The sequence below is a fragment of the Vibrio mangrovi genome, from assembly GCF_024346955.1.
Classification (GTDB): domain Bacteria; phylum Pseudomonadota; class Gammaproteobacteria; order Enterobacterales; family Vibrionaceae; genus Vibrio; species Vibrio mangrovi.
This window is the reverse complement of record NZ_AP024883.1, coordinates 3,130,590-3,156,739: the sequence shown is the minus strand read 5'-3', so window position 1 is coordinate 3,156,739 and position 26,150 is coordinate 3,130,590. Positions and strand designations below refer to the sequence as shown.

At 45.8% G+C, this 26,150-nt stretch carries 20 protein-coding genes and 1 tRNA gene; 12 read left to right on the top strand and 9 right to left on the bottom strand.

Annotation, left to right across the window (positions count from 1 at the left end; genetic code table 11):
- Positions 1-95 precede the first annotated feature (95 nt).
- Positions 96-1,100: an ornithine carbamoyltransferase gene (gene argF / locus OCU74_RS13910; protein WP_087482383.1), complete on the bottom strand. Its 1,005-nt coding sequence runs from the start codon at positions 1,098-1,100 to the stop codon at positions 96-98.
- A 375-nt stretch (positions 1,101-1,475) separates the two neighbouring features.
- Here argF and OCU74_RS13905 point away from each other — a divergent pair, with 375 nt between their 5' ends.
- Complete coding sequence (locus OCU74_RS13905) at positions 1,476-2,360, top strand: radical SAM protein (RefSeq protein WP_087482384.1); 885 nt, start codon at positions 1,476-1,478, stop codon at positions 2,358-2,360.
- A gap of 210 nt (positions 2,361-2,570) precedes the next feature.
- Here the strand turns inward: OCU74_RS13905 and OCU74_RS13900 are convergent, their stop codons facing one another.
- On the bottom strand, positions 2,571-3,023 hold the full coding sequence (locus tag OCU74_RS13900; protein WP_087482420.1) for a nuclear transport factor 2 family protein: 453 nt from the start codon (positions 3,021-3,023) through the stop codon (positions 2,571-2,573).
- Positions 3,024-3,148: 125 nt separating this feature from the next.
- Here OCU74_RS13900 and OCU74_RS13895 point away from each other — a divergent pair, with 125 nt between their 5' ends.
- A complete protein-coding gene (locus tag OCU74_RS13895) occupies positions 3,149-4,066 on the top strand; it encodes a LysR substrate-binding domain-containing protein (RefSeq protein ID WP_234993623.1) in 918 nt (305 codons plus the stop codon).
- Between the two features lie 76 nt (positions 4,067-4,142).
- On the opposite strand, the gene OCU74_RS13890 is transcribed toward OCU74_RS13895, so the two are convergent.
- Positions 4,143-5,519, bottom strand: coding sequence for a PhoH family protein (locus OCU74_RS13890; protein WP_087482386.1), 1,377 nt, complete (start codon positions 5,517-5,519; stop codon positions 4,143-4,145).
- A 490-nt stretch (positions 5,520-6,009) separates the two neighbouring features.
- Between OCU74_RS13890 and rapA the strand changes: the two genes are divergently transcribed.
- A complete protein-coding gene (rapA, locus tag OCU74_RS13885; RefSeq protein WP_087482387.1) occupies positions 6,010-8,934 on the top strand; it encodes an RNA polymerase-associated protein RapA in 2,925 nt (974 codons plus the stop codon).
- 87 nt (positions 8,935-9,021) lie between these two features.
- Here the strand turns inward: rapA and OCU74_RS13880 are convergent, their stop codons facing one another.
- Positions 9,022-10,299 (bottom strand): NRAMP family divalent metal transporter, encoded by a 1,278-nt coding sequence (locus OCU74_RS13880; RefSeq protein ID WP_087482388.1) that lies wholly within the window; start codon positions 10,297-10,299, stop codon positions 9,022-9,024.
- Positions 10,300-10,607: 308 nt separating this feature from the next.
- On the opposite strand from OCU74_RS13880, the gene rluA reads away from it, so the two are divergent.
- The 4 genes from rluA to OCU74_RS13860 all read left to right on the top strand — a co-directional run bounded on the left by rluA (position 10,608) and on the right by OCU74_RS13860 (position 14,730).
- Entirely contained in the window at positions 10,608-11,345 is a 738-nt protein-coding gene (gene rluA / locus OCU74_RS13875; protein ID WP_087482421.1) for a bifunctional tRNA pseudouridine(32) synthase/23S rRNA pseudouridine(746) synthase RluA, read from the top strand.
- Positions 11,346-11,452: 107 nt separating this feature from the next.
- Positions 11,453-12,415, top strand: a complete 963-nt coding sequence (locus tag OCU74_RS13870) for a D-2-hydroxyacid dehydrogenase (protein ID WP_087482389.1) — start codon at positions 11,453-11,455, stop codon at positions 12,413-12,415.
- Positions 12,416-12,562: 147 nt separating this feature from the next.
- Positions 12,563-13,735 (top strand): YjgN family protein, encoded by a 1,173-nt coding sequence (locus OCU74_RS13865; RefSeq protein ID WP_087482390.1) that lies wholly within the window; start codon positions 12,563-12,565, stop codon positions 13,733-13,735.
- Positions 13,732-14,730 (top strand): M48 family metallopeptidase, encoded by a 999-nt coding sequence (locus OCU74_RS13860; protein ID WP_087482391.1) that lies wholly within the window; start codon positions 13,732-13,734, stop codon positions 14,728-14,730. Before OCU74_RS13865 ends, OCU74_RS13860 begins: the two co-directional genes overlap by 4 nt.
- Before the next feature lie 64 nt (positions 14,731-14,794).
- On the opposite strand, the gene OCU74_RS13855 is transcribed toward OCU74_RS13860, so the two are convergent.
- The 3 genes from OCU74_RS13855 to pepA all read right to left on the bottom strand — a co-directional run bounded on the left by OCU74_RS13855 (position 14,795) and on the right by pepA (position 19,790).
- Positions 14,795-17,656, bottom strand: a complete 2,862-nt coding sequence (locus OCU74_RS13855) for a valine--tRNA ligase (RefSeq protein ID WP_087482392.1) — start codon at positions 17,654-17,656, stop codon at positions 14,795-14,797.
- Positions 17,657-17,761: 105 nt separating this feature from the next.
- The gene (locus OCU74_RS13850) at positions 17,762-18,211 is read right to left on the bottom strand and encodes a DNA polymerase III subunit chi (RefSeq protein WP_087482393.1); all 450 of its coding nucleotides are present in this window, start codon (positions 18,209-18,211) and stop codon (positions 17,762-17,764) included.
- Positions 18,212-18,281: 70 nt separating this feature from the next.
- On the bottom strand, positions 18,282-19,790 hold the full coding sequence (pepA, locus tag OCU74_RS13845) for a leucyl aminopeptidase (RefSeq protein WP_087482394.1): 1,509 nt from the start codon (positions 19,788-19,790) through the stop codon (positions 18,282-18,284).
- 193 nt (positions 19,791-19,983) lie between these two features.
- On the opposite strand from pepA, the gene lptF reads away from it, so the two are divergent.
- A complete protein-coding gene (gene lptF / locus OCU74_RS13840; RefSeq protein ID WP_087482395.1) occupies positions 19,984-21,093 on the top strand; it encodes an LPS export ABC transporter permease LptF in 1,110 nt (369 codons plus the stop codon).
- On the top strand, positions 21,086-22,159 hold the full coding sequence (gene lptG / locus OCU74_RS13835; protein WP_087482396.1) for an LPS export ABC transporter permease LptG: 1,074 nt from the start codon (positions 21,086-21,088) through the stop codon (positions 22,157-22,159). The genes lptF and lptG overlap by 8 nt, the downstream gene beginning before the upstream one ends.
- Here lptG and OCU74_RS13830 read toward each other — a convergent pair.
- The gene (locus tag OCU74_RS13830; RefSeq protein ID WP_087482397.1) at positions 22,154-22,645 is read right to left on the bottom strand and encodes an RDD family protein; all 492 of its coding nucleotides are present in this window, start codon (positions 22,643-22,645) and stop codon (positions 22,154-22,156) included. The genes lptG and OCU74_RS13830 overlap by 6 nt on opposite strands.
- A 193-nt stretch (positions 22,646-22,838) precedes the next feature.
- On the opposite strand from OCU74_RS13830, the gene OCU74_RS13825 reads away from it, so the two are divergent.
- Positions 22,839-22,923 (top strand) — tRNA-Leu (locus tag OCU74_RS13825).
- A 3-nt stretch (positions 22,924-22,926) separates the two neighbouring features.
- Here OCU74_RS13825 and OCU74_RS13820 read toward each other — a convergent pair.
- Positions 22,927-23,172 (bottom strand): hypothetical protein, encoded by a 246-nt coding sequence (locus tag OCU74_RS13820; protein WP_143693291.1) that lies wholly within the window; start codon positions 23,170-23,172, stop codon positions 22,927-22,929.
- Positions 23,173-23,454: 282 nt separating this feature from the next.
- Here OCU74_RS13820 and OCU74_RS13815 point away from each other — a divergent pair, with 282 nt between their 5' ends.
- A complete protein-coding gene (locus tag OCU74_RS13815; protein WP_087482398.1) occupies positions 23,455-24,945 on the top strand; it encodes an efflux transporter outer membrane subunit in 1,491 nt (496 codons plus the stop codon).
- 25 nt (positions 24,946-24,970) lie between these two features.
- Positions 24,971-26,143, top strand: coding sequence for an HlyD family secretion protein (locus OCU74_RS13810; RefSeq protein ID WP_087482422.1), 1,173 nt, complete (start codon positions 24,971-24,973; stop codon positions 26,141-26,143).
- Positions 26,144-26,150: the final 7 nt, after the last annotated feature.

Genomic DNA, 26,150 nt, shown 5'->3' with positions numbered 1-26,150 from the left:
TCTGAGACAAATTGCCGGGAATTATACGCTTAACTTTGTTGAGTGCAAGCGATTACATCGTGTCTTCAGCGAATATATTCAGGATTCCTGAGATATCAGGAACCTAGTGTTGCAACCATAACCGCCTTGATGGTGTGCATCCTGTTTTCCGCTTCGTCGAAAACAATGGAGTAATCAGATTCGAATACTTCTTCCGTGACTTCCAGTCCCTGCATGCCATATTTATCTGCAATTTCTTTACCGACAACAGTCTCGTCGTTATGAAATGCTGGCAGGCAGTGCATGAATTTGACATGTGGATTGCCTGTCATCTGAATGGTCTGCATATTGACCTGATAAGGAGTCATTAACGCCACCCGTTCATCCCAGGCTTCCGGTGCTTCACCCATTGAAACCCAGACATCGGTATAAAGGAAATCACACCCTTTGACGCCGGATGCGACATCTTCGGTCAGCGTGATGGTTGCACCGGTCTTTTGGGCAATTTCCTGACAGGTGCTAACCAGTGATTCTTCCGGCCAGAATGATTTTGGTGCGATGAGACGAATATCCATCCCCATTTTGGCAGCGCCAACCATCAGAGAATTCCCCATGTTATTTCTGGCATCACCTAAATAAGCAAAAGAGATTTCGTGCAGATGTTTACCCCGGCTGTGCTCCTGCATGGTGAGGAAATCCGCCAGAATCTGGGTTGGATGAAATTCGTCGGTAAGGCCATTCCATACAGGAACGCCGGCATAAGCGCCCAGCTCTTCGACAATTTCCTGACCATAGCCCCGGTACTGGATTCCGTCATACATACGTCCAAGGACCCGGGCGGTATCTTTCATCGACTCTTTATGACCAATCTGAGAGCCGGAAGGGCCAATATAAGAGATATGAGCTCCCTGATCATGAGCTGCAACTTCAAAAGAACAGCGGGTTCTTGTCGAGGACTTTTCAAAAATCAGTGCAATATTTTTTCCCAGCAGATTTTTCTGCTCGGTTCCTGTATACTTTGCTTTCTTCAAATCAGTAGCCAGATCCAGCAAAAATTGAATCTCGGTTGGCGTAAAATCGAGAAGTTTGAGAAAGTTGCGGTTACGTAAGTTAAAAGCCATACCTCAGTCCTGCTAAAGATCACAACGAATAACGCTAGTAAACCATAGAATTCCCATCAATGTGAATAATTATTTTTGAAAAATGATGATATATTCATATTTTACCAATATTCTTGATTTTTTATTGCATATTTTCTTCTGTAAACTCAGCAGGTAATTTCTAATCCACCATGACCTGGATTACCCGCCATAGATGTTACTTCTGAATCTATTTGTCCATACGCTGATTGTGGAATTATATTCCATATTCATGGAACTTTTTCCCTCTTTATCACTTTCTACGACTAGGTGATGATCGAGTTTCTTAGATCAACGTAGGACTGCATAAGTCAGAGCAGTCGTCGTCAAGCGACGAGAGAAACAGGAATAAAGATAATGCATTACACGGGTCCGGTCATACGTCCTCCGCACGAAGCAAATAGTATTTTATTAGAAGTCACGGTTGGGTGTACTCATAATTCATGTCGATTTTGTACTTTTTATTACGATACGCCTTATCGTGTTGCTCCGAAGAAACAAATTGAAAATGATCTCAGAGAAGCGAAGTTACATTATCCAAACGCCAGAAGGATATATGCCGTTGGTGGCGATCCGTTTACATTAAGAACTGCAAAATTGATCGATCTTGCTCAGATGATTCGCCACCATTTTCCGGATATAAATATTGGTATGTATGCGCGTGTCGATAGCATGTACAACAAAACGGTTGAAGATCTTAAGCGTTTGAAAAAAGAAGGTATTAATGACTTAGTGATTGGTATCGAAAGTGGAGATGATGCTGTTCTGGAAAAAATGGATAAAGGCTATACGTCTCAGGATATCATTCGGGAGTGCAAGAAACTTGAAGAAGCCGGTATATCCTATCGGGTGATTTTTCTGGGAGGCTTATCAGGGCAGGGAAATGGTGAGCGGAATGCACGAAACACCGCAAAGGTACTGAACCAACTCCAGCCATCCCATATGTATATGACTTCGGTTGCCGTTCAGCCTGAATCTCTATTGTATCAGGATGTGTTAGAAGGACGTTTTACTGAGGCGACTGAATATGAGCGTATAGAAGAAATGCTTATGTTAGTCAGACAATTGATAAACCCTATTGTGTTACTTGGACAAAGTGTTGCAAACCCGGTTAATTTTATCGCATCGCTCCCGCAAGACTATGAAGCACTGACATCGATGCTGGAAACAACAATGCAGCGTTTTACACAAACAGACGAAGATTCATTACGTGCTTATCGTGAAAGGTTAGTCAATATTTAGGCAGGAAGTTTGCGTGATGGTTTTTACTACAACTTGCTGTCGTTACTCACACTATAGTGAGTCGTGAGCTGCAAAAATAAATGAATCAGAGCAGGTCATGTAACCACATGACCTGCTCTGTGAGCAATGTTTGTTCAGACTGTAACGTTCAGCTACGGGAGAACAGTGTACAAGTGATGCGCCGGGCTGTTTACTGATCAATCTTATCAATTAATGAGATTCTGCTGGCCATACAACATCTAGTTCACTGTGAGAAATTCGCCATTCGCCATTGACCCGAACGTAGCGATCGACATAGTGACCAAGAAGCAGGAATGGGTGTTGTGCCTGGTCGCGGTCAGTTACAAAATCCAGCAGATAGCAGCTACCTGAAGCGTTGTTCTCATCGATCAGAGTAATATTGTGATTGGTGATAGCATGAACAAACGGAAAATGAGCACGATTTTGGGTATCAAATGTGTGATACGCAGCCTGTAGGCTTTGTTTGATTTCGGCTAATCCTTTCATTGTCCCGACGGTGACTTTCACTTCGGCATCTTCGGTAAATACTTCACCCATACGTTCGGCTTGTCCTCCGTCTAATAATTGGCTGTAGCGTAATCTTAATTCACGGATTTCTTCGCGATCGAGCAGGGCGTTAATACGTTGATTGTTATCAGTCATGTTCTTTCTCCAATTCATGATCTGGTTCAGTTTGCTTTTCTTTACCGGGACATTGTATTGACTTGTTTCAAAATAATAATACAGTTTAAATTCCATTTATTTAGTCCTATGGTTCCATAATTGAGATGAACGAGACACAGTTTTCTGGTGTGATTGAGTATGTCGAAACTTTAAGAAGTGGTTCTTTTACCGCTGCGGGAGAACGGTTAGGTTTGACCGGATCAGCTGTCGGGAAAAGTGTCACAAGACTAGAAAAAAAGTTGGGTACAAAATTGTTGCACCGAACCACTCGCAATCTGACTCCGACACCGGAAGGTCAGCGCTATTTCGATGGCTGGATCGCGATTCTGGATGAAATCGATAGTTTGGAGCAAGGTGTTGTTGCTGGCAGTATTCAGGTATCAGGAAGGTTAAATGTCCATCTGCCTGCTGCTTTTGGAAGAAGGCACGTTATGCCTCTGTTACTGGGTTTAACCAAAAAGTATCCGAATCTTGATCTTGCAGTAGCATTTAGTGAAAAACGTATCAATCTGGTTGATGAAGGTGTCGATCTTGTGGTCCGTATCGGAACGTTGGAAGATGATGCAGATTTGATAGCAAGACGACTGGGCCGTCAGCGCTTAGTTGTGTGTGCAAGCCCGGATTATCTGAAACGCAGAGGAACACCGAAGTTAGTTACTGAATTGACAGAGCATGACTGTATTGTCGGCGGTCAGAGAAGTAGCCAGCCAGCCTGGTTGTTTCGGCACTCTAATGGGGAGAGTTTCTCTCACATCATTCATGGGCGATATTGTTTTAGTGATGGTGATGCCATGTTATCTGCGGTACTCGATGGGATGGGAGTATCTCAATTACCAACATGGCTAATCAATGAGCATCTGGATAGTGGTGCATTAGTTACTATTCTTGAGGATTACTCCGGTGCTGAAATGCCAATTCATGCGCTGTGGCCACGTTCCCGTTACCTGAAACCAAGACAACGGGTGGTCATTGATGCTCTTGTTGAAGATGCAGAGAAGTCGACGTCAATTTATCAGTTATAGGCCAAGCCCGAACTTTTTGATTCACTGAACATCGGAGATTAATGGCGGGATATTTTATATTATCCCGCCGGTTTTATTACATATTCTCTTCTGCAAATTCAGCCAGACGACTTCTGACCACACCATTGAGGTGTATGTTGGCACTTCCTGGGAAGTTTTTGAACCGTTCGACCATATAGGTCAGTCCGGATGTTACGGGAGTCAGATAATGAGAATCGATCTGTGCCAGGTTTCCTGAACAGACAATTTTTGTCCCTTCACCGCAGCGGGTAATGATGGTTTTTATCTGCGATGCTGTCAGGTTCTGACACTCATCCAGTAGTACAAAGGCATTCTGAATCGAACGTCCACGCATGAAATTTATCGACTTAAACTGGATATTCGCTTTATCGCAGATGTACTTCAGTGAGCTTTCCGTACAGTGATCATGTTTATGTAACGCTTCCAGCGTATCGGTGACAGCGGCCAGCCACGGCATCATTTTTTCCTCTTCCGAGCCGGGTAAAAATCCTATCGACTCACCGATATCCGGCGTATTCCGGGTGACGATGATTTTATCGAACATATTTTTTTCAATGGTCTGTTCCAGTGCAGATGCCAGTGCCAGCAGGGTTTTCCCACTCCCGGCTGCACCGGTCAGAATGACCAGATCGATTTCCGGATCCAGCAGAGCATCCAGTGCCATAGCCTGATAGATATTTTTCGGTGTGATATCCCAGGCTTTACGATGCATCATGCGTTCGCGGCTCATATCTTTGAGAATGAGCTGATCATCCTCGATAGCTTCGACCCGGGCGGCGAAGTCACTTTCTTCATCCAGTACATACTGATTGAGGAACGTCGGATCAAAAGGGGCGCGATCCAGCTGGTGGAATGTCTTGCCGTCAGCGGTATAACTTTTCACTTCTGTGATTGAATTCCAGAAATTTCCGGGGCGGAGCTGGAATCCTTTGGTCAGATACTGAACATCATCAATCAGTTGATCGGTTCGGTAATCCTCAACATAGAGCACGCCTGCACCTTTAGCACGCAGCCTCATATTAATATCTTTGGTGATCAGGACAACCTGACGCGGAGCCCGTTTATTCTGTAAATAAAGAACGGCATTTAAGATCCGGTTATCTCCGGCTTTATCGGCAAACGCCTTCACTGTTTCCTGCAGTTCGAAATCAGCCAGAATCGAGATTGTTCCCTGTGCTTCACCATTTTTGGCAATAGGAATTCCTTCTGAGATTTCATCCGGTGTCGCATCATGAAACAGGCTTTCCAAAGCGCGGATAGCAACTCTGGCATCCCTTGCCACATCGCGTTTGCTGTCTTTGATTCGGTCGAGTTCTTCGAGGACGGTCATTGGGATGACCACATCATGTTCTTGAAAGGAATAAATAGCCAGAGGTTCATGGAGGAGGATATTGGTATCCAGGACAAACAGTTTCCGGTCGGTATCGCCCATAAGCGTCTCCTTGCCGTCAAGCGGCTTACTAAGAAGAGGGTGCTTGTCAGCAGAGGTCGAGAGTCATATCAATCCTGGTTTGGTCTATATGTCTCAGCGACGTACTGCAAACCTGTTGTTAATTCAACAAACCTTGTTACTTCAACAAACTTAGTTACTTCAACTTACTACATTATTTGTTGCAGGCTTTATGCCAACTTCATGACCTTATCCGGGCACATCCATTGTGCAGCCACAACACCAAATTCTGAAAGTTATTGCTTGTATACCGAATGGCATAAGTATAGCAATCATCTCTTTACAAATGACATCGATTTCTTACATTTTTATGTCATGTTGTGATTCAGTGGATTTCACGTGACCTGTATCACAGCATCAAGTAAGATGAGCCCCCATTTTCTGCACCCTGATGTAATCACAGTCATAATAAAGTGGGTTGGTAAGGGGCAGATTCCCTGTAAAATTTTGAACAGAATGAGGTAGTCGATTCATGGCTTTTGCGTTGGGGCAACGTTGGATAAGTGATACAGAAAGCGATTTAGGATTAGGAACCGTTGTGGCATTAGATGACAGAACCGTCACGTTAATGTTTGCTGCGTCAGAAGAGAATCGTGTTTATGCACGCCACGATGCGCCTGTCACCCGGGTTATTTTTCATCACGGTGATATTGTCGATTGCCAGGAAGGTTGGGCATTACAGATTGAACAGGTAAAAGAAGATGATGGGGTTTTAACCTACATCGGAACCCGCCAGGATAATCAGGCTACAGATGTCGAATTACGGGAAATATTTTTAAGTCACCAGATTCGGTTTAATAAGCCGCAGGACAAACTTTTTGCCGGTCAGATTGACCGGATGGATAATTTTGCGTTGCGCTACCGGGCATTGCTGAATCAGCTTGAACAGCATAAGAGCCCGATGCGTGGTCTCTGTGGTGGCCGGGTCGGGTTGATAGCCCATCAGCTTTATATTGCTCATGAGGTTGGCCGGCGTCACGCGCCCCGTGTTCTGCTAGCCGATGAAGTTGGTTTGGGGAAAACGATTGAAGCCGGGATGGTAATCCATCAACAGGTGCTGTCGGGACGAGCTGAAAGAGTTTTGATTGTTGTTCCTGAAACGCTTCAGTATCAGTGGCTGGTTGAAATGATGCGACGTTTTAATCTGCACTTTTCTATTTTTGACGAAGAGCGATGCATCGAATCCCTGAGTGAAGCGGATAACCCGTTTGAAACACAACAGTATGTGTTGTGTTCTCTTGATTTTCTGCGCCAGTATCCGCGCCGTTTTGAGCAGGCACTGGCGGTAAAATGGGACCTTCTGGTGGTGGATGAAGCACACCATCTGGCGTGGCAGGTTGATCAGCCTAGTCCTGAGTACCTGATTGTTGAAGCTCTGGCTCAGCAAATCTCCGGCGTGTTGCTGTTAACGGCAACTCCGGAGCAGCTTGGCCGGGAGAGTCACTTTGCCCGTTTACGTTTGCTGGACCCGGATCGGTTTTACGACTTTGATGCCTTTGTGAAAGAGGAAGCATCATATGAACCCGTTGCCGAAGCGGTAACGGCTCTGGCGGAAGACCGGACTTTATCTGATGAAGCAAAAAATCATATTGTTGAGCTTCTTTCTGAGCAGGATGTTGAACCTTTATTCCGCATCATCGACGGAAATACCAATGATGAAGAGAAAACCAGTGCCAGAGAAGAGTTAATCAGTAACCTGATGGATCGCCACGGAACCGGTCGTGTCCTGTTCCGCAATACCCGTTCATCGATCCAGGGATTTCCGCAACGTTGTGTAAGTCTGATACCTTTACCTCAGCCTCAGGACTATATTGAACTGTTTCAGCAGTGTCTATCCGCTCCGGATATCGAAAATGCCCAAAAAGTGCAGACGGGAATGTATCCGGAGATTTCCTACCAGTCCCAGCCGCATGGTCAGTCTGTATGGTGGATGTTCGATCCACGTCTGAACTGGCTGATCGACAAAGTGAAAACGAAGCGGAGTGAAAAAATTCTGGTCATTGCCGCCAAAGCGGAAACTGCACTTCAGATTGAACAGGCTCTGCGGGAAAGAGAAGGTATTCGTGCGACAGTTTTCCATGAAGGTATGTCGATCATTGAACGGGATAAAGCAGCCGCTTATTTTGCTCAGGATGAAGGCGGCGCACAGGTGCTGGTTTGTAGTGAAATTGGTTCGGAAGGCAGAAACTTCCAGTTTGCCAGTCAATTGGTGATGTTTGATTTACCGATGAATCCCGATTTACTGGAACAACGGATCGGACGTCTGGACCGAATCGGTCAGAAGAACGACGTCGATATCTATGTTCCTTACCTTCAGGGGACGGCACAAGAAGCTATTGCCCGTTGGTTCCATGAAGGATTAAATGCTTTTGCTGAGACCTGTCCGACCGGAAGCGCGGTTTTCGAATCTTTTGCCGAACGTCTGATGACATTAGTGTCTTCACCTGATCTCGTGTCTGCACCGGAGCACGGTACGCTGGACGATTTGATCGCGGATGCCCGGAAAATGAATCAGGCTTTGAAAACTGAGCTTGAGCACGGGCGCGATCGCTTACTGGAAATGCACTCTCACGGTGGGGAAAAGGCTGAAGAAATTGTCCGCTCTATTGCAGCAACAGATGGTGATACGCAGTTAGTCGCTTTCGCGTTAAGCCTGTTTGATACCATCGGACTGAATCAGGATGACCGTGGCGAACATACACTGGTTGTTACACCGTCTGAACATATGATGGTTCCGAGTTATCCGGGGTTGCCGTATGAAGGGGCGACGATTACATTTGACCGGGATAAAGCTCTATCCAGAGAAGATATCCAGTTTATGACCTGGGAACATCCGATGATTCAGGGTGGAATTGATCTGCTGCTGAGTGAAGGCGTGGGAGTCTCTGCGGTTTCATTACTGAAAAATAAAGCATTACCGGTTGGAACGATTTTACTGGAGCTGGTTTATGTTGTGGATGCTCAGGCGCCGAAACGCAGTGGGATAGGCCGCTTTTTACCGAGGACTCCGATTCGTCTGATGCTGGATGCTCAGGGGAATGATTTATCATCACAGGTGGAATTTGAAGGATTCAACCGTCAGTTAAGCCCGGTGAGCCGGCATTTAGCCAATAAATTGGTGACGTCTGTTCAGCAAGAGGTACACCAGCTGATTCAGAAGAGTGAAGATGTGGTGCAATCCAGGGTAGAGAATATCCGGAAAGCAGCTCAGCAGGAAATGGCGTCAGTTCTGAATCGGGAACTGGAACGTTTACAGGCGCTGAAAGCGGTGAATCCTAATATTCGGGATGAAGAGATTGAGGTTCTGGGAAAACAGATTTCTGAACTGTCGGTATTGATTCAACAGGCCCAGTATCAGTTGGATTCATTGCGTTTAATTGTGGTGTCACACCAGTAATGTTGCTCTGAGTCATGTCGTTCAAAACGAAAAGCCATCATTTCTGATGGCTTTTTTTATCGGTTCCGTTATAAGCCGGTAAAGGAATTACATCAAAAATTTCCACCAAAGGAAAAGTGCTAAGAATCCGAACAGATAAATGAGACCGGCAATCGACAGCCATTTCATTTTAGGTCCGACAGCCAGCGCTTCCGGCAATGGTGTTTTTGTGACCAGAATATAGTTGAGTAGTGCAAAGACCGGCGTGGTGACGAATGCCATGATCATGGCAAAATTCAACATCGGAAGCAGTGCTGATTTGGCAAAGGCCAGAATACTGAGTGAGGCAATCGAAACAATCAGCATCCAGGGGGTCAGGTAGCGATGTTTCTTCGTCTCTGTACTCTCTTGTTTTAACAGGCGTTGTGACTCTGCGATGACCCGCGAATAACCGTCAATGACAGTAATGGTGCTGCCAAAGATGCAGAAGAAGGCGATCACGGCTATCAGGTAGCGAGACCATTCTCCAATCGTGGATGCATACAGCCCGACCAGCTGGTGGGTAAATCCAATCCCTGATTTTGACAATTCAGTGCCGGTTCCGTGAATCAGCAATGCACCCAGAGAAAGAAATACAATCGCCAGAATTGCAGTTCCGATATAGCCGATATTGAAATCAAACAAGGCGGATTTAGGCGTAACAATCTGCTGGTCACACTGATTCTTCAGCCAGATAGATGTCAGGCTTGAGATCTCAATCGGAGCTGGCATCCATCCCATAGTCACAACCAGAAAACCGATAGCGGCCAGTGTCCATGGTGAAGGATCCGGAGCATCGGCAACAGTCGCGACCGGATGACCAACGGCAATGATGACCGCCGACAGGGTTGCAAGCGTCAGAACAGCCATGATGATTTTTGAAAGAGAATCCAGAGCCTTGTAATGTCCGGCGAACAGTATGACCAGACAGGTGATCACCACAATGATCGATAAAGCCATATTGGATAGTTCAAACGGCATAAAATATCCCAGCAGACTGGCACTAAAAAGCGTCAGAGCTGCTGTATTGATCACCGCCGAGATCACGCTCAGCAGCATAAAGATCCAGAGATAAGGGCGGCCTAGCTGAGCATAACCATGAACCAGACATTCTCCGGTTCCCATGGTGTACTGAATACCCGCCCGGAAAAAGGGATATTTAAAGAGATTCACGAGCAGGATGAGTAGAGCAAGTTGCCAGCCGTAGATTGCACCGGCTTTTGTTGAGGCAACCAGATGAGATCCGCCTACAGCCGCAGCAGCCATCATGATGCCGGGACCGAGAGATTTGATCATTCTGGATAATGAGGATCCCTGAGGAGAGGGATACGCGGCAGCATTTTCCATTGTTGTTCCTTAGATTGAAGAAATGTTGTTGCTTGTTGTGTTTGTGCTATCGCTGATTATTGTGGCGTGGATATTTCCATAGCCCTTTATGTGCAGCTTTGTTATTTTGTCAATAATGCTCATGAATATCACATTTGCGCTATGTGTCAATTTATATATACATAAATGTTTAAAATCCGACACAGGTATCGATTTTGAGGGAAGAGTAACGATGGCTGATTACGGCTTTATACAAGCTTCCAATGAGACTGCATCTTGAGGTCATTTGGGTATATAATGCAGCGCGTTTTTCTCTGGGGATGCTGAATATGGCAATGACATCATACTTTCCGCCGACCACGCCGTGGACGGAGATTATCTATCAGGACGAACATATTCTGGCAGTTAACAAACCTTCCGGTCTGCTTTCTGTTCCGGGAAAAGATCCGGAGCATTATGACAGTATGTGGAGCCGGCTGGTGGATGACTATCCGGAGATTCAGGTTGTTCATCGTCTGGATATGTCGACATCAGGACTGATGCTGTTTGCCAAGAATAAACATGTTGAAAGTGCACTGAAAAAACAGTTTCAGTATCGATTGACGCATAAAGTCTATTACGCCAGAGTGTGGGGGATTATCGAACAGGATGAAGGGGAAGTCGATTTGCCGCTTATCTGTGACTGGCCGAATCGTCCCAGGCAGAAGGTCTGCTTTGAAACCGGAAAACCTTCCCGCACCCTGTTTCAGGTTGTTGCCAGAGAAGAGCAGACGACCGTTGTCCGACTTTTCCCTGTGACCGGGCGTTCACATCAGCTGCGGGTACATATGCTGGCGATTGGTCATCCGATTGTCGGGGATGAGTTTTATGCACCGGAAGAAGCCCGGGAATTTGCTTCGCGATTGCATTTACATGCCGCTGAACTGAGTTTTTATCATCCCAGAAGTCATTGGTTACGGCGCATATTTGTGCCTTGTGAGTTTTATCCTGCGGCCAAAGAGATCATTTTTGAATACTTTGATCCGGAAAGAAAGCTTCCGGATTACAAAAAACTGCCAAGACCATAGAGTGTGCTGACAGCTGTGACTGAAAGTCTGGCTCTGAGCTACAAAAACCATCACAATAGGTCAACACGCTCTGGCACACTCTGGTTATCAGAACTCAGGAGAAAGAGATGTCATTACCGACTGTTGTGTTTGTAGACCGGGCTACGATTCCGTCACATATTCATCTGCCAGCACTCCCTTTCGAGCATCAGTGGGTGAGTTATGATGAGACTCAACCGGATCAACTGCTTGAGCGGGTTCGGGATGCTGAGATTATCATTACCAATAAAGTTGTACTCAATGCCGATGTCTTGTCCCAGCTCACTTCTTTGCGTCTGGTCGCTGTTGCAGCAACCGGAGTAAACAACGTTGATATCGATTATTGCCGGGAACACGGGATTGCTGTCACCAATGTCCAAGGGTACGCGACTCGCTCTGTTCCCGAACATGTGATCGGGATGACTTTTGCTCTGCGGCGAAACTTAATGGCTTATCACAATGATATTGCCCGGGGAGAATGGCAACGGCGCCATCAGTTTTGTTTCTTCACGCATCCTATCGGTGATGTTGCCGGTAGTACGATCGGTATTATCGGGAGCGGAACACTGGGGCGGGCAACAGCCCAACTGGCGAAAGCTGTCGGTATGAAAGTTCTTTTTGCCGAGCGCAAAGGTGCATCTTCCTGTCGTGATGGCTTTCTGCCTTTTGAGACCGTATTGCGTCAGGCCGATGTGATATCGCTCCATTGTCCTTTAAATGAAGCAACACATCATCTGCTTACATCTCATGAGTTATCCATGATGAAATCAACTGCAATTCTGATTAATACCGGAAGAGGCGGTCTGGTTGATGAGAAAGCATTAGTCGATGCCCTGATGTCTGGTGCAATTGCTGCTGCCGGAGTCGACGTCTTCACACAAGAGCCCGCCGATGACAGTAATTCGCTATTGGCAAACAACGACTTACCCAATCTGCTGTTAACTCCCCACATTGCCTGGGGAAGTGATTCAGCAATTCAGCAACTCGTTCATATATTGATAGAAAATATTATTGTGTTCCATCAGGGACAGATACAGAACCGGATTGTTTAAGCAAAAAATGAATGCGCTAATTTATTTTCGGGTAAAACTTCGCATATTAATTCGTCCGGGAAATAGAATAATGCAGTGCATTTCGATTATTGATAATATTGCCACTTTAATGTTGTAGTATGTTACGAATGACGTCAGGATTAATTCATGAACGATAATAAAACTGTTAACCTCTTTCGCTTTGATGGTCGGGCCGGAGAGTTTTTTGGGATCTGGATTGTTAATATTTTACTTTCCGTACTCACCTTGGGGATATATTCGGCCTGGGCAAAAGTCCGGACAAAACGGTATTTTTACGGCAACACTTACATTGCTCAGGATAACTTTGAATACCATGGTACACCCAAACAAATTCTGAAAGGCCGTATTGTCGCGCTGCTTTGTCTTTTGCTGTGGGCGGTTCTCAGCTCTGTTTCTGAGGTTGTGTCTTCAGTCATGTTTCTTTTGTTCTATCTGTTAGTGCCATGGATGATGTGGAGTAATGTCCGGTTTGATGCGGCGATGACCAGCTACAGAAATACTCACTTTTCTTTTGCCGGGACGCTGAAACAAGCCTATATGACGTTTATGGGCCGGGGTGTGCTTGCTTTTCTCGCTCTGATTGTCGGCGTTGCCTGTATTGTCGTCATTGCACGAATGACTAGTAGTCTGATTCCGGCTGGGGTGATGACGGTTGCTTTCATCCTGCAGTGTGCATTTATTCAGGCTTGGGTGATGACCGGAGTATGGCGTTATTTCATGAACGGATACCGGTACGGTAATGCAGATTTTTCTGCGGTACTGGAGAGTAAAAAGTTCTTCTTTATCAATCTGGGTGCTATCGGTATTTTTATTGGTGGTTCAGTTGTTCTTGTGGTACTTGTCGGAATTTTTGCCTATTCATGGTTGATGAATATTTTCATGAACTTAGATTATATGATGACTTATCCGGATGCGTCATTTTTAGCCGGAATCGTCATGGTTTATTTGCTGTTTATTATCCTGGGGATGATCTCAGCGGCTTATATGAGTGTCCGGATAAGAAATTACGTTTTCTCTCAGACTGCTCTGTCGTTTAACGATCAGACCGTGAGTCTGGATTCTGAATTCTCAGTATTGAAGTATGTTGGTCTGCTGCTGACCAATATGTTGGCGACAGTCTTCTCACTGGGTCTGGCCCGGCCATGGGTGAAAGTCCGTATGGCGAAGTATTCGGCGGAACATACCCGGGTAATCGGAGACTTAGCAATGATTGCTGCTGTTGATCAGGATTCTGATGTTCGTTCAGCATTGGGAGATGAACTGGTTCAGGCCTTTGATATTGATTTAGGGATCGGATGATGTTAGCCAGAGGGGCAGCTTATCCGCCTCGTTTATCACAGCGGTGTCCGGCTGATATGGAAATATCTGAGGGGCAAATTTCTCTTGTATGTGACGGGAATATTGTCAGCCAGACTTCGCTGCAACAGATTTCTCTGAGTGATAGCGTTGGTAATCTTCCTGTCAGAGTTTCTTTTCCTGACGGATGGGTTTTTGTCCCGGAAGAGAATGACGATATCCGGGAGTTGTTGCAGAAAAAGGGTAAAAAGTCGCTCAGAATTCGCCAGATTGAATCTAATCTTTGGCTGATTTTTGTCAGCGTTGTTTTTTGTGTTGCGATGTTATTTGCCGGTTATCGCTATGCGATTCCCTGGATAAGCCATTACGCAGCCCGAATGTTACCTGACAGTGTGCCTGTGTTTGTTGGGGATAAAGTTTTAGAGCAGCTTGGCGGGCAGTTTAAGGAAAGTCATATTCCGGCTGAGCAGCAGCAGGCGATCCGAAAGCGGGTCGCTTTACTGCAACAGCAATTACCAGATATGCCTTTCCCGGTTCAGATTGAATTTCGGGGAAGTGATATTGCCAATGCATTTACGCTGCCCGGAGGGAAAATTGTTCTGTTGGATCCGTTGGTGGATCTTGCACAGTCAGATCAGCAACTGGATGGTGTGATTTTGCATGAAATGGGGCATGTTTATCATCGTCATGTGATGGAACGCTTGGTTGAATCCAGCTTGATTGCGGTTGTTGTTGCTTCGCTGACCGGCGATACATCCGGTGTCGTTCATCAGATGATCGGTGCTGGTGTGTTTGTGATGAATACCGGATTGTCCCGTGATATGGAACGGCAGGCAGATCAGTTTGCTAAACAGGCGATGCTGAAGGTTTATCAGACCAGTGAGCCTATGGCAGAAATGTTTGAGCTGCTTCAGCAACAGCAAATGCAGCATATACCGGACTGGCTGAGTACTCACCCTGACTTTGCCGAACGAATTCACGCCATGCGAAAACCATAAGAAATAGCCATAAAAAAACAGCGGCAATGCCGCTGTTTTTACTTGTGAAACTGGTTATCTAAAATTACAGCGCAGCAATCGTTGCCTGCTGTTCTTCCAGTTTGACTAAGGCTTCTTTATAACCTTCCAGCTTTTCACGCTCTTTCGCAACAACAGCTTCCGGAGCTTTGGCAACGAAGCCTTCATTGCCGAGTTTTCCTTCAATCCGTTTGATTTCACCCTGAGTTTTGGCAATCTCTTTCGCCAGACGATCCAGCTCTGCGGCCTTATCGATTAAACCGGCCATCGGAATCATCAGCTCAGATTTACCCACTAACGCTGTCGCACATGCCGGGGTTTCTTCTCCGGAAGTCAGAATCCGGACATCTTCCAGTTTTGCCAGAGATATCAGGACCTGTTGATTTGCAGTCAAGCGGGATGCATCGTTTTCATCGGCAGCTTTAAGCATAACGGATAACGGTTTACCAGGGTTGATATCGTACTCGGCCCGCAGGTTACGAATACTGGTAATAAAGGCTTTGACCCACTCAATGTCATCCAAGGCTTTCTGATGGAAATTGCTTTCGTCATACTGAGGCAACGCCTGAAGCATGATCGTTTCCCCTTCAATACCTGCGACCAGTGGTTTGACACTTTTCCAGATGGTTTCGGTAATGTATGGGATAACCGGGTGAGCTAAACGCAGTGTTTTTTCCAGTACAGTGATGAGTGTACGGCGAGTTGCACGCTGCTGATTCTCGCTGCCTTTCCACAGAATTGGTTTCGTTAGCTCCAGATACCAGTCGCAGAACTGATTCCAGATAAACTCATAAAGTGTGTTGGCTGCCATATCAAGGCGGAAATTATCGATATGGTTATTAAAGTTTTTGGCTGCCAGCTCAAACTGAGACTCGATCCACTGATCGGCCAGTGAATATTCCAGTTCCGCATCTGGTGCAAATCCGCAATCCTGATCTTCCGTATTCATCAGAACATAGCGGCTGGCATTCCAGAGTTTGTTACAGAAGTTACGGTAACCTTCGAGACGTTTCATATCCCAGTTGATATCCCGCCCGGTTGATGCCATTGCAGCCAGTGTGAAACGCAGAGCATCAGTACCATAGGCATCAATACCATTTTCGAACGTTTTTCGCGTATTTTTCTCGATTTTAGCCGCCAGTTGTGGCTGCATCATGTTTCCGGTGCGTTTGGTAACCAGTGACTCAAGATCAATACCGTCGATCATGTCGATCGGATCCAGAACATTTCCTTTGGATTTCGACATTTTATCGCCGTTTTCGTCCCGGATCAGTCCAGTAACGTAGACGGTTTTAAACGGAACCTGTGGTTTGCCGTTTTCATCCTTAATAAAGTGCATCGTCATCATGATCATCCGGGCAACCCAGAAGAAGATGATATCGAAACCGGTCACCAGAACATCAGATGGATGATACATTTTCAGTTCTGGTGTTTGCTCCGGCCATCCTAATGTTCCGAAAGTCCACAGCGCAGAAGAGAACCAGGTATCCAGAACGTCTTCATCCTGATGCAGTTCAATCCCTGCATCAATACCGTGTTTACTGCGTACTTCTTCTTCGTGACGACCGACATAAACATTGCCCTGATTGTCGTACCATGCCGGAATCCTATGGCCCCACCACAACTGGCGAGAGATACACCAGTCCTGGATATCACGCATCCAGGAGAAATACATGTTCTCGTATTGTTTTGGTACGAACTGGATTTCACCATCTTCAACCGCTTTGGTTGCAACCTCAGCTAATGGTGCTGCACGGACATACCATTGGTCAGTCAGCATCGGTTCGATAACGACACCACCCCGATCGCCATAAGGAATGGTCAGGTCATGGTCTTTGATTTCTTCGAGTAGTCCAAGTGAGTCAAACTCGGCTACGATCAGTTTGCGGGCAGCAAAACGTTCGACACCCTGATATTTTTCCGGCAGTTCAGAAGGATAATCATGACTGGCTTCACCTTTACTGGTAAAGACTTCTGCTTCTGCACGGATGTTGGCATCGAAAGTAAAAATATTGATCATCGGCAGATTGTGACGCTTCCCGACTTCATAGTCATTGAAGTCGTGAGCTGGTGTGATTTTTACACAACCAGTGCCTTTTTCCATATCGGCATGTTCATCACCGACAATCGGAATCCGGCGATTTACGATCGGTAGCGTGACATACTTGCCGATCAGATCTTTGTAGCGTGGATCTTCCGGATTTACTGCAACACCGGTATCTCCCAGCATGGTTTCAGGACGTGTTGTTGCGACAACAATATAGTCTTTTCCATCGGCTGTTTTTGCGCCATCGGCAAGAGGATAGCGGAAATGCCACATATGGCCTTTCTTATCTTTGTTTTCAACTTCCAGATCAGAGATTGCCGTATGTAGTTTCGGATCCCAGTTGACGAGACGTTTACCCCGATAGATTAAGTCATCTTCGTACAGACGGATGAAAACTTCCTGCACAGCGGCATAGAAGCCTTTGTCCATGGTAAAGCGTTCACGATCCCAGTCGACTGATGCGCCTAAACGGCGTAATTGTTTGGTGATTGTCCCACCGGACTCACCTTTCCATTCCCAGATTTTATCAATGAAGGCATCACGGCCGTAATCATGCTTGGTTTTGCCTTCTTCTGCTGCGATCTTGCGTTCAACAACCATCTGAGTTGCAATTCCTGCATGGTCTGTCCCGACTTGCCAGAGTGTATTCCGGCCTTTCATACGCTGGCAGCGGATCAGTGTATCCATGATGGTATCCTGGAAGGCATGACCCATGTGCAGGCTACCTGTGACGTTCGGTGGCGGAATCATAATGCTATAAGAAGCTTTTGATGTGTCACCGTGAGGCTTGAAGTAGCCTTGTTCTTCCCAAGTCTGATAGAGAGCTTGTTCAATTGATGTCGGGTTGTATGTCTTTTCCATAGTGCTCTTAAATGGATACTGTCTGAATTAATCGGGGTTAAACGTTATGACTGAGGTCTCTATACTCAGAAAACCTGAGGCAGAAAACCTGAGCGATAATGTTTATCATGGGTAAGCAATTTCGACGGTCTGAAGCTGATACCCGTTTTGACGGTAGATTTTATACCGTTCTCTGGCCAGTTGTCTGGCATTTTTTTCGCAAGGAACGAAGTCTATCACCTCTGCAAAGCGATCCGCAAAGGTTGTGTTGTTTTCTGCAATATTTATGACGATTTGCCGGCTCCGGGAAGGAGATACCTGCGGATAGCCGATTTCAACCGGAGTCCCGTTTCTCGGGCCTTCCCCGACGAGGTTATGTGCCAGAAAATCTTCGGCTGGTGCCTGCCAGAACAATTCTGCAAATAATTCTGCTTCTTCCCGATGGCAACAGTTCAGATAGACTTTGGCTCCCTGACGGGCAATAAACCGGGTCAGAAACAGAATGTATTCCCGGAACCCGTCCGGCTGTGCCTGTTGGCTATCTGGCTGAATCAGATAAAAAGTTGCTGTTTTCATCGGCGTGTTAATTTAGACGTGAAAAATGAAGAGGGTCTTGTGACCCTCTTCCGATAAGGTAGAAATGCACTTATTCTTCGTTCTCAAGACCACTGCGATTCAGCAGGAACTGAACCAGAAGTGGTACGGGACGTCCCGTTGAACCTTTTAATGCACCACTGCGCCATGCTGTACCGGCGATATCGATATGAGCCCAGTTATATTTTTTAGCAAACTTCGATAAGAAGCATCCGGCAGTAATTGCACCACCAGGACGGCCACCGATATTTGCCATGTCTGCAAACGGGCTTTTTAACTGTTCCTGATATTCGTCGGTGATTGGCAGACGCCATGCCCGGTCACTGGACTGCTCCGATGCATTGATTAATTCATGAGCCAGAGGATTATGATTGGACATCACTGCACTGGTGTGATGGCCCAGAGCGATGACACAGGCTCCGGTCAGAGTTGCCACATCGACCACGCATTCTGGTTCGAATCGTTCGGCGTAGGTCAGCGCATCGCAGAGAACTAAACGTCCTTCCGCATCCGTATTTAAGACTTCAACAGTCTGTCCGGACATTGTGGTCAGTATGTCTCCGGGGCGGTATGCGTGACTGCCCGGCATATTTTCACAACCTGCCAAAATACCCGTGACGTTCAACGGTAGATTTAAAGTCGCAATCGCTTTCATCGTACCGAAAACTGAAGCGGCGCCACACATGTCATATTTCATTTCATCCATGGCTTCACCCGGTTTCAGTGAAATACCACCGGAATCAAAAGTCAGACCTTTACCAATCAGGACGATTGGTTTAGCTGTCGGATCTGGGTGACCTTTGTATTCGATGACGGACATCATCGATTCATTTTTAGAACCTCGTCCGACGGCCAGATAAGATGACATGCCAAGCTTTTCCATCTCTTCTTCGCCAATAATCTTTGTTGTGATGCTGGCGTAGTCATCGGCAAGACGGCGTGCTTGTGAAGCCAGATAAGCCGGGTTAGCAATGTTGGGCGGCATATTGCCCAAATCTTTACACGCACGAATACCGGAGGAGATGGCGAGACCATGACTGATAGCTTTCTCACCCAGATTCAGCTCCCGACGCGTTGGTACGTTGAAAACAAGTTTACGCAACGGGCGGCGTGTTTCAGGTTTGATACTTTTAAACTGGTCAAACGTATATAGGTTATCTTTGGTTGCTTCGACTGCCTGACGGACTTTCCAGTATGTATCCCGGCTTTTTACGTGCAATTCTGTCAGAAAGCATACCGCTTCCATTGAACCGGTTTCATTCAGGGTGCTAATCGTCTTCTGGATAATTTCCTTGTACTGACGTTCACCTAATTCCCTTTCTTTTCCACAACCGACAAGCAAGACTCGCTCTGACAGAACGCCAGGTACCTGATGCAGCAGGAGCATCTGCCCTGGTTTTCCCTCCAGATCACCGCGACGCAGCAATGAACTGATATAGCCATCGCTGATTTTATCAAGCTGTTCAGCAACTGGAGAAAGCCGGCGTGGTTCAAACACTCCGACAACGATACATGCGCTGCGTTGTTTCTCCGGACTGCCGCTTTTTACACTAAACTCCATGCGTACTCCTACATCGTGAAGACAAATAGAACTAAATCGTAGATAATGCACTCTTAATGGCTGAACTACAGCTGAATCCGAATCATTTTTTCTTCAGCTTCCAGAGAGGCATAAGATTTTAAAAAATACATGTTTCAACGAAAAATTATAGTGATTCGATTAAAAAAACAAGTTTTTCATAGGTAATTTCAGTGTGATTATCGTTAGATATTTGATCAGAGAAACACTAAAAAGCCAATTGGCTATTTTCTTTATCCTCTTTTTAGTGTTTCTGAGCCAAAAATTTATCCGTGTCCTGGCTGATGCTTCCGACGGAGAGATCCCTGCCAGATTGATCTTTTCGATTGTTGGATTGAATATGCCGGCAATGGGCCAATTGATGTTGCCGCTTAGTCTCTACATCGGCATTTTGATCACCTTTGGTCGTTTGTATGCGGAGAGTGAAATCACTGTGATGAATGCTACCGGTATCGGGAATAAGTTTCTGGTACGGGCTGCATTGTATCTGGCGATCATTACGGCCAGTGCCGCAGCAATCAATTCTCTCTGGCTTTCTCCGTGGAGTCAGGATCGTGAGGCTTTACTCATGGATCAGCTTGCAGCAGAGAATAGTGTCGATCTGCTTCAGGAAGGTAACTTTCAGCGAACGCCGGATGGTTCTTCAGTAGTCTTTATCGACGATATTGAAGATAAAAAATTGCGTAATGTTTTTGTTGCTCAGCTTGCTCCGAAAGACTCAGTGCTGCCCAGTGTGATTTTTTCTGATACGGGAAAAGTGAAAGAGCTGAAAGATGGTCGCCAGATCATTAGCTTACAGCATGGTACGCGTTATGAAGGTATTCCGACACAAGTCAGTTATATGGTCACCAAGTTTGATGAGTATGAAGGCCTGATTGGACAGCGTAAGGTTGAAAACCGGGGACGGGATTGGGAAGCAATTCCGACCATGGAGTTATTGAAAAATCCGGATACCCGGGCTCAGGCTGAATTACAATGGCGAATTTCTCTGGTGGTGTGTATTCCATTGTTGACAATGCTGGTTGTTCCTTTATCTGCGGTCAATCCCCGGCAGGGTAGATTTGCGAAAATGGGGCCGGCCATTCTGGTGTATCTGACTTATTTCTTAGCGATCAGTGCGACGAAGTCAGCCATTGAAGATGGCAGTATTTCTCCTGGTGTGGGAATGTGGCCATTAAATGCGGCGCTTCTGGGAACGGCCATACTGATCAATAGCCTGGATAGTGTGTTTGTCCGCCGTTTAAAAGATCGGTTCAGACAGAGAAAGGTGGCAAGTCGTGTTTAAGATTTTAGATTTATATATAGGCCGGACAATTATTGCGACGACGAGTCTGGTTCTGGTCACTTTTGTCGGGTTATCCGGGATTATCAAGTATGTGGAGCAACTGCGGAAAGTCGGACAGGGAAGCTATGACCTGATTAAGGCACTGTATTTTGTCGTACTGAGTATTCCCCGGGATATTGAAATGTTTTTCCCGATGGCTGCTTTGTTGGGAGCTTTAATTGCTCTTGGTGTTCTTGCCGCAAGTTCTGAACTTGTGGTGATGCAGGCCTCTGGTTTTTCGAAACTGGATATTGGTCTTTCCGTTCTGAAAACAGCGGTTCCGTTGATGATCGTCATTACATTATTAGGGCAATGGGGCGCTCCTCAGGCACAGAAAATGGCTCGGGATTTACGTGCGTTTGCCACGTCCGGCGGGAAATTGCTTTCCGTCCGGATGGGGGTTTGGGCCAGAGATACAAATGACTTTATTTTTATTAATAAGGTGAACGATGACAAGTTGTATGGTCTGAATATCTGGCGTTTTGATGAGAACAAAAAATTATATGAAGTGATTTTTGCCGGAGAGGCTGACTACGAGAAAGAGAGTCATCAGTGGAAAATGAAAAATGTACACATCACGAATATGAGTGATGATATTGTTATATCAAAACAGCAATTCGCTTCTTATCCTTGGGACACTTCATTGGAGCCTAATAAGCTGGCGGTTGTGACGGTTAAGCCGGAAGAACTTTCCCTCAGTGGGTTGTATGACTATGTGCATTATCTGGAAGTTTCTGAACAGGATGCATCCCGTTACGAGCTGGCACTGTGGCGGAAAGTAACACAACCGATCTCCATTGCAGTGATGATGTTAATGGCGCTTTCTTTTATCTTCGGTCCACTGCGTAGTGTGACAATGGGAGCGAGAATCTTATCCGGAGTGATTGCCGGTTTTACGTTCTATATCTCCAGTGAGTTCTTTGGCCCGCTGAGTCTGGTGTATGGTTTCCATCCTGCTATTGGGGCCATTGCTCCCAGTCTTGTTTTTCTTTCTGTTGCGCTGGTATTACTGCGTCGGAAATTATAACGGCTTTTGAGAACCAGTTTTGGGGAGGACATAAACTTGGCTTTTAGCCCAGATATCGTGGAATCCCCGCTTCTGAGGGTCAAACGGGACAGTCAGATTAGACACTCCGAATCCTGAGGTAAACAGACGAATCAACGATTGGGTTACTGTGAGTGGGGAACCATCTTCGTTTCTGACGATGAGTCTCCACGCTTTCATACCTAATGTCTGTCCTGTTCTGGTCCAGAACCAGACAAAAAAACTGATCCAGACAATTGCTAGGTAGGCTGTAAAAATCGGACTCCAGAGTGGATGGTGTGTCAAAAAGCCGCTGGCATCCTGATACTGACCATACTGAATCAGCTCTGTGCTGGCTAATGCTCCAAGAATGGCAATGATTAGTCCTGCTGCGATTATTTCCAGAGCCAGAATCAGGCATGCATCGTAAAGCAGGGCACCGATTCGACGAAAGAAACCGGCGGTTGGAAGATGAGAATCGTGTGACATTGTTTTTCTGTATCTGCGTAAAATGATTTTGGAGAGAATAGTCATTATTGGTCCGGTAAAAAAGAGGGAAAACAAAGCAAGATGGTGTTTGTGGTGAAATAATCAACAAACAATTGAATTTTCGTTTTTTGTTATTGCGCTGATTCATTTCTTCCGTATAATTCACCTCACTAAAGGGCACTAGCCCTGATGTGCCGGTGTGGTGAAATTGGTATACACGACGGATTCAAAATCCGTTGCCTTCGGGCGTGGCGGTTCAAGTCCGCCCACCGGTACCATATTTAAACGATAAAGCCTCGACGAAAGTCGGGGCTTTGTTGTTTCTGGATAATCAAAACCGGGCTTTCTTTATCTCCTGACTTTCCACACTCCTTTACTGTTACTTCTTGGCTGGTGAGCACAGGCATTTTCCCTGAGCTGATTTGATATTTATCAAAGAGAGTTAAGACAGTTTTGTTGTCGGTATTATTTTCTCCTGAAACCGCATTGCATCTGGTTGAATAATCTGTTAAAAAACGTTCCGGCACGAACGATGTGGGTGTTTCTGTTTTTCGTTCGTCATTTGTAGGCTCTATTTTCTGAAAGAATGAGCAACGACAGCTTCATATTTACTGTTCCTGAGGGTACATTTTCTGTTTCCATTCATAATGGTCCCTGCACCAAATGTACAAATTCTGCCGTTTTGGCCGGGTGTTTCACACCGACTAATTCTCGAAAAATAAAGTCTGAATCATATTTCTTTCGTTTTCGTCTTGAGATTTTTATGAATCTTGAGTGAGTGACGCAGGAGAAGGGAGGAGACATTGTCCATGGTGGTTAAAGCGACGGCTTTTGCAGCCGTAGTATTCACTAGTGTGACTTTTTTGTTTGGTTGTTCAGTGCCTGGTGACATTCAACCTCTGAATAAAATGCATACAGAGCCAATTCTTGCTCATAGTCAGCATACGATTCAAAACTCTTCTTTTCAGGCCGAATGGCCTCAACAGCATTGGTGGCTGTCGTTTAATGACCCACAACTCAACCATCTGATACAGCAATCTCTTGAGTACAGTCCAACGATACAACTTGCCCGGGCCAGACTAAGCCGGGCTAATGCATTGGTTGTTCAGGCTGACAGTTTATTCGATCCAACCTTATCTGCTCAGACATATATGCGTCGCTCCCGGTTATCCCGTCAGGAAGATTATTCGATGCAGGGAAATCGGTATTCGACGTCCAGAGGACTGGGATTAGATTTCAGTTACTCCTTTGATCTCTGGGGGGGAAATCGTGCAGCATGGGAAGCTGCGGTAGATAGTGAAAAAGCTGCCGAAGTAGATCATCAGTCTGCACGTATTATGTTATCAACTGATATTGTGGCTGAGTATGTTCGTTTATCAAATGCTTATAAGTTACTTGAATTAGCGAAGAAAGATCGTTCCCGCTCTGAGCGTATTGTTGAGATTACTCAAGGGCTATTGGAGCATGGGCTGACTTCTGAGGACCGGCTTTATATTGCTCAGAGTAGTCTGGCAACCGCGCAGCAAAAAGTAAAAAAACGTTTGTTAATGATCCACCAGATCAAAAATGCGCTGGCAATATCAGTCGGGCAAGGGACAGATATCGCTGACACAATCACACCACCTGAACTATCACTTGATCCCGGAATCCCTTTGCCGGAAGAACTGCCGGCTAATCTCATGAGTCATCGGCCGGATATCATTGCTGCTCTCTGGCGGGTTGAAGCTGCAAGTCAGAATATCAAGGTTGCCAAGTCCCGGTTTTATCCAAACTTTAACTTGAGTGCAATGGCTGGAGTTAAGTCTCTTTTAGGTGATGCGGTATTTACGGATGTCAGCCGTTCCTGGAATGTGACACCGGCAATTTCACTGCCTTTGTTCCAGCGGGAACTGAAAGCAAATTTATTAGAAAGAACATCTGATTATGATGAGGCCGTTGCTCAGTATAATCAGATCTTAATTGGAGCTCTGGGAGATATTGCTGATCATATTTTAACGCTTCAGTCGATTCAGGCTCAGTTGAAAGATGCCAGCCAAAGTTTACTTCTGGCTGAAAAAAGTTACCACATTACTGAAAAGCGTTATCAGGCAGGGATGGGAAGTCAGCTTGAAGTTCTGAGATCTGAACAGCAGCTTTTGCTGGCTGAATCCGAACTGATCGATCTAAAAAATCAGCGGGAAGAAGTTAAAATCAGCTTAGTCCGCTCTCTTGGCGGAGGATATCAGTCTTCTGCCTCATCTGAAACGAAATCAGTCGCCACTACATATATGCCAGTGGTGAATATGTCTATTGTTGAATAATCATGCTACCGAGGTTCTAGCCATCATGGAAAATACGCAGGAAAGTCAACTTGCTCCTTCTCGGGGACGTAAACGAAAAAAGGGGCTGATTATTTTAGCCAGTATCTTAATTGTAATCGCTGCCCTCTGTTACACCTGGTATGTTTTGTTTGTTGCAGGTCATGAATCAACAGAAGATGCATATGTTGATGGCAATCTGGTTCAGGTTACGCCACAGATTGTCGGAACTGTCACGCAGATCTTTGTTGATGATGGTGATTATATTCATCAGGGACAGCCGTTGGTAAATTTTGATCCAAGTGATGCAGATATTGCACTTCAGACGGCAAAAGCGAATCTGGCTCAGACGGTTCGCCAGGTTCGTTCTCTATTTAATAATGTAGAACAGGCAAAAGCCGTTGTTGCACAAAAGCAGATTGATTTCAGTAAGGCACAAACCGATTATCAGCGTAGAAAGCAGATGGTAGAGGTTGGTGGCTTATCACAGGAAGAGTTAAGCCATGCGAAAGATGAAGTAGATTCGGCAGAGAAAGCTCTGACTGTTTCAATTCAGCAACTCAAGTCTCAAGAGGCAATGACCTACAATACGGATGTTGACTCACATCCATTGGTGCAAAGTGCTGCCGCTGATTTTCGCCAGAGTTACCTGAACCAGCAACGGACTAAGCTGGTTGCTCCAGTGTCGGGTTATATTGCTAAGCGAAGTGCTCAGGTCGGGCAAAGAGTGAATGCCGGAACAGCATTGATGACAGTGGTTCCTTTGGATCAGGTCTGGGTTGAAGCCAACTTTAAAGAAACCCAGATGAAAGAGATGCGCCTTGGTCAGCCGGTGACACTGGTCTCCGATCTCTATGGTGATGACACAGTATTTCATGGTGTGGTTGAAAGTCTGGGAATTGGGACTGGCAGTGCTTTTTCTTTACTGCCGGCACAGAATGCTACCGGGAACTGGATCAAAGTCGTCCAGCGGCTCCCTGTCCGGATCAAACTTGATCAGAAAGAGCTTGCAGCTCACCCGCTTCGGATCGGCTTATCCATGAAAGTGGTGATTAATACTAAGAATCAGAAAGGTCAGTTACTGTCTGAATCGGCCCACATGCTTCCCCACTATCAGACGGATATCTATCAGGTTCAAATGTCAGGCATTATGCAGACAATCAAGCAGATCATTCAGAGTAATGATATTGCGGATCAATAAGGACTTG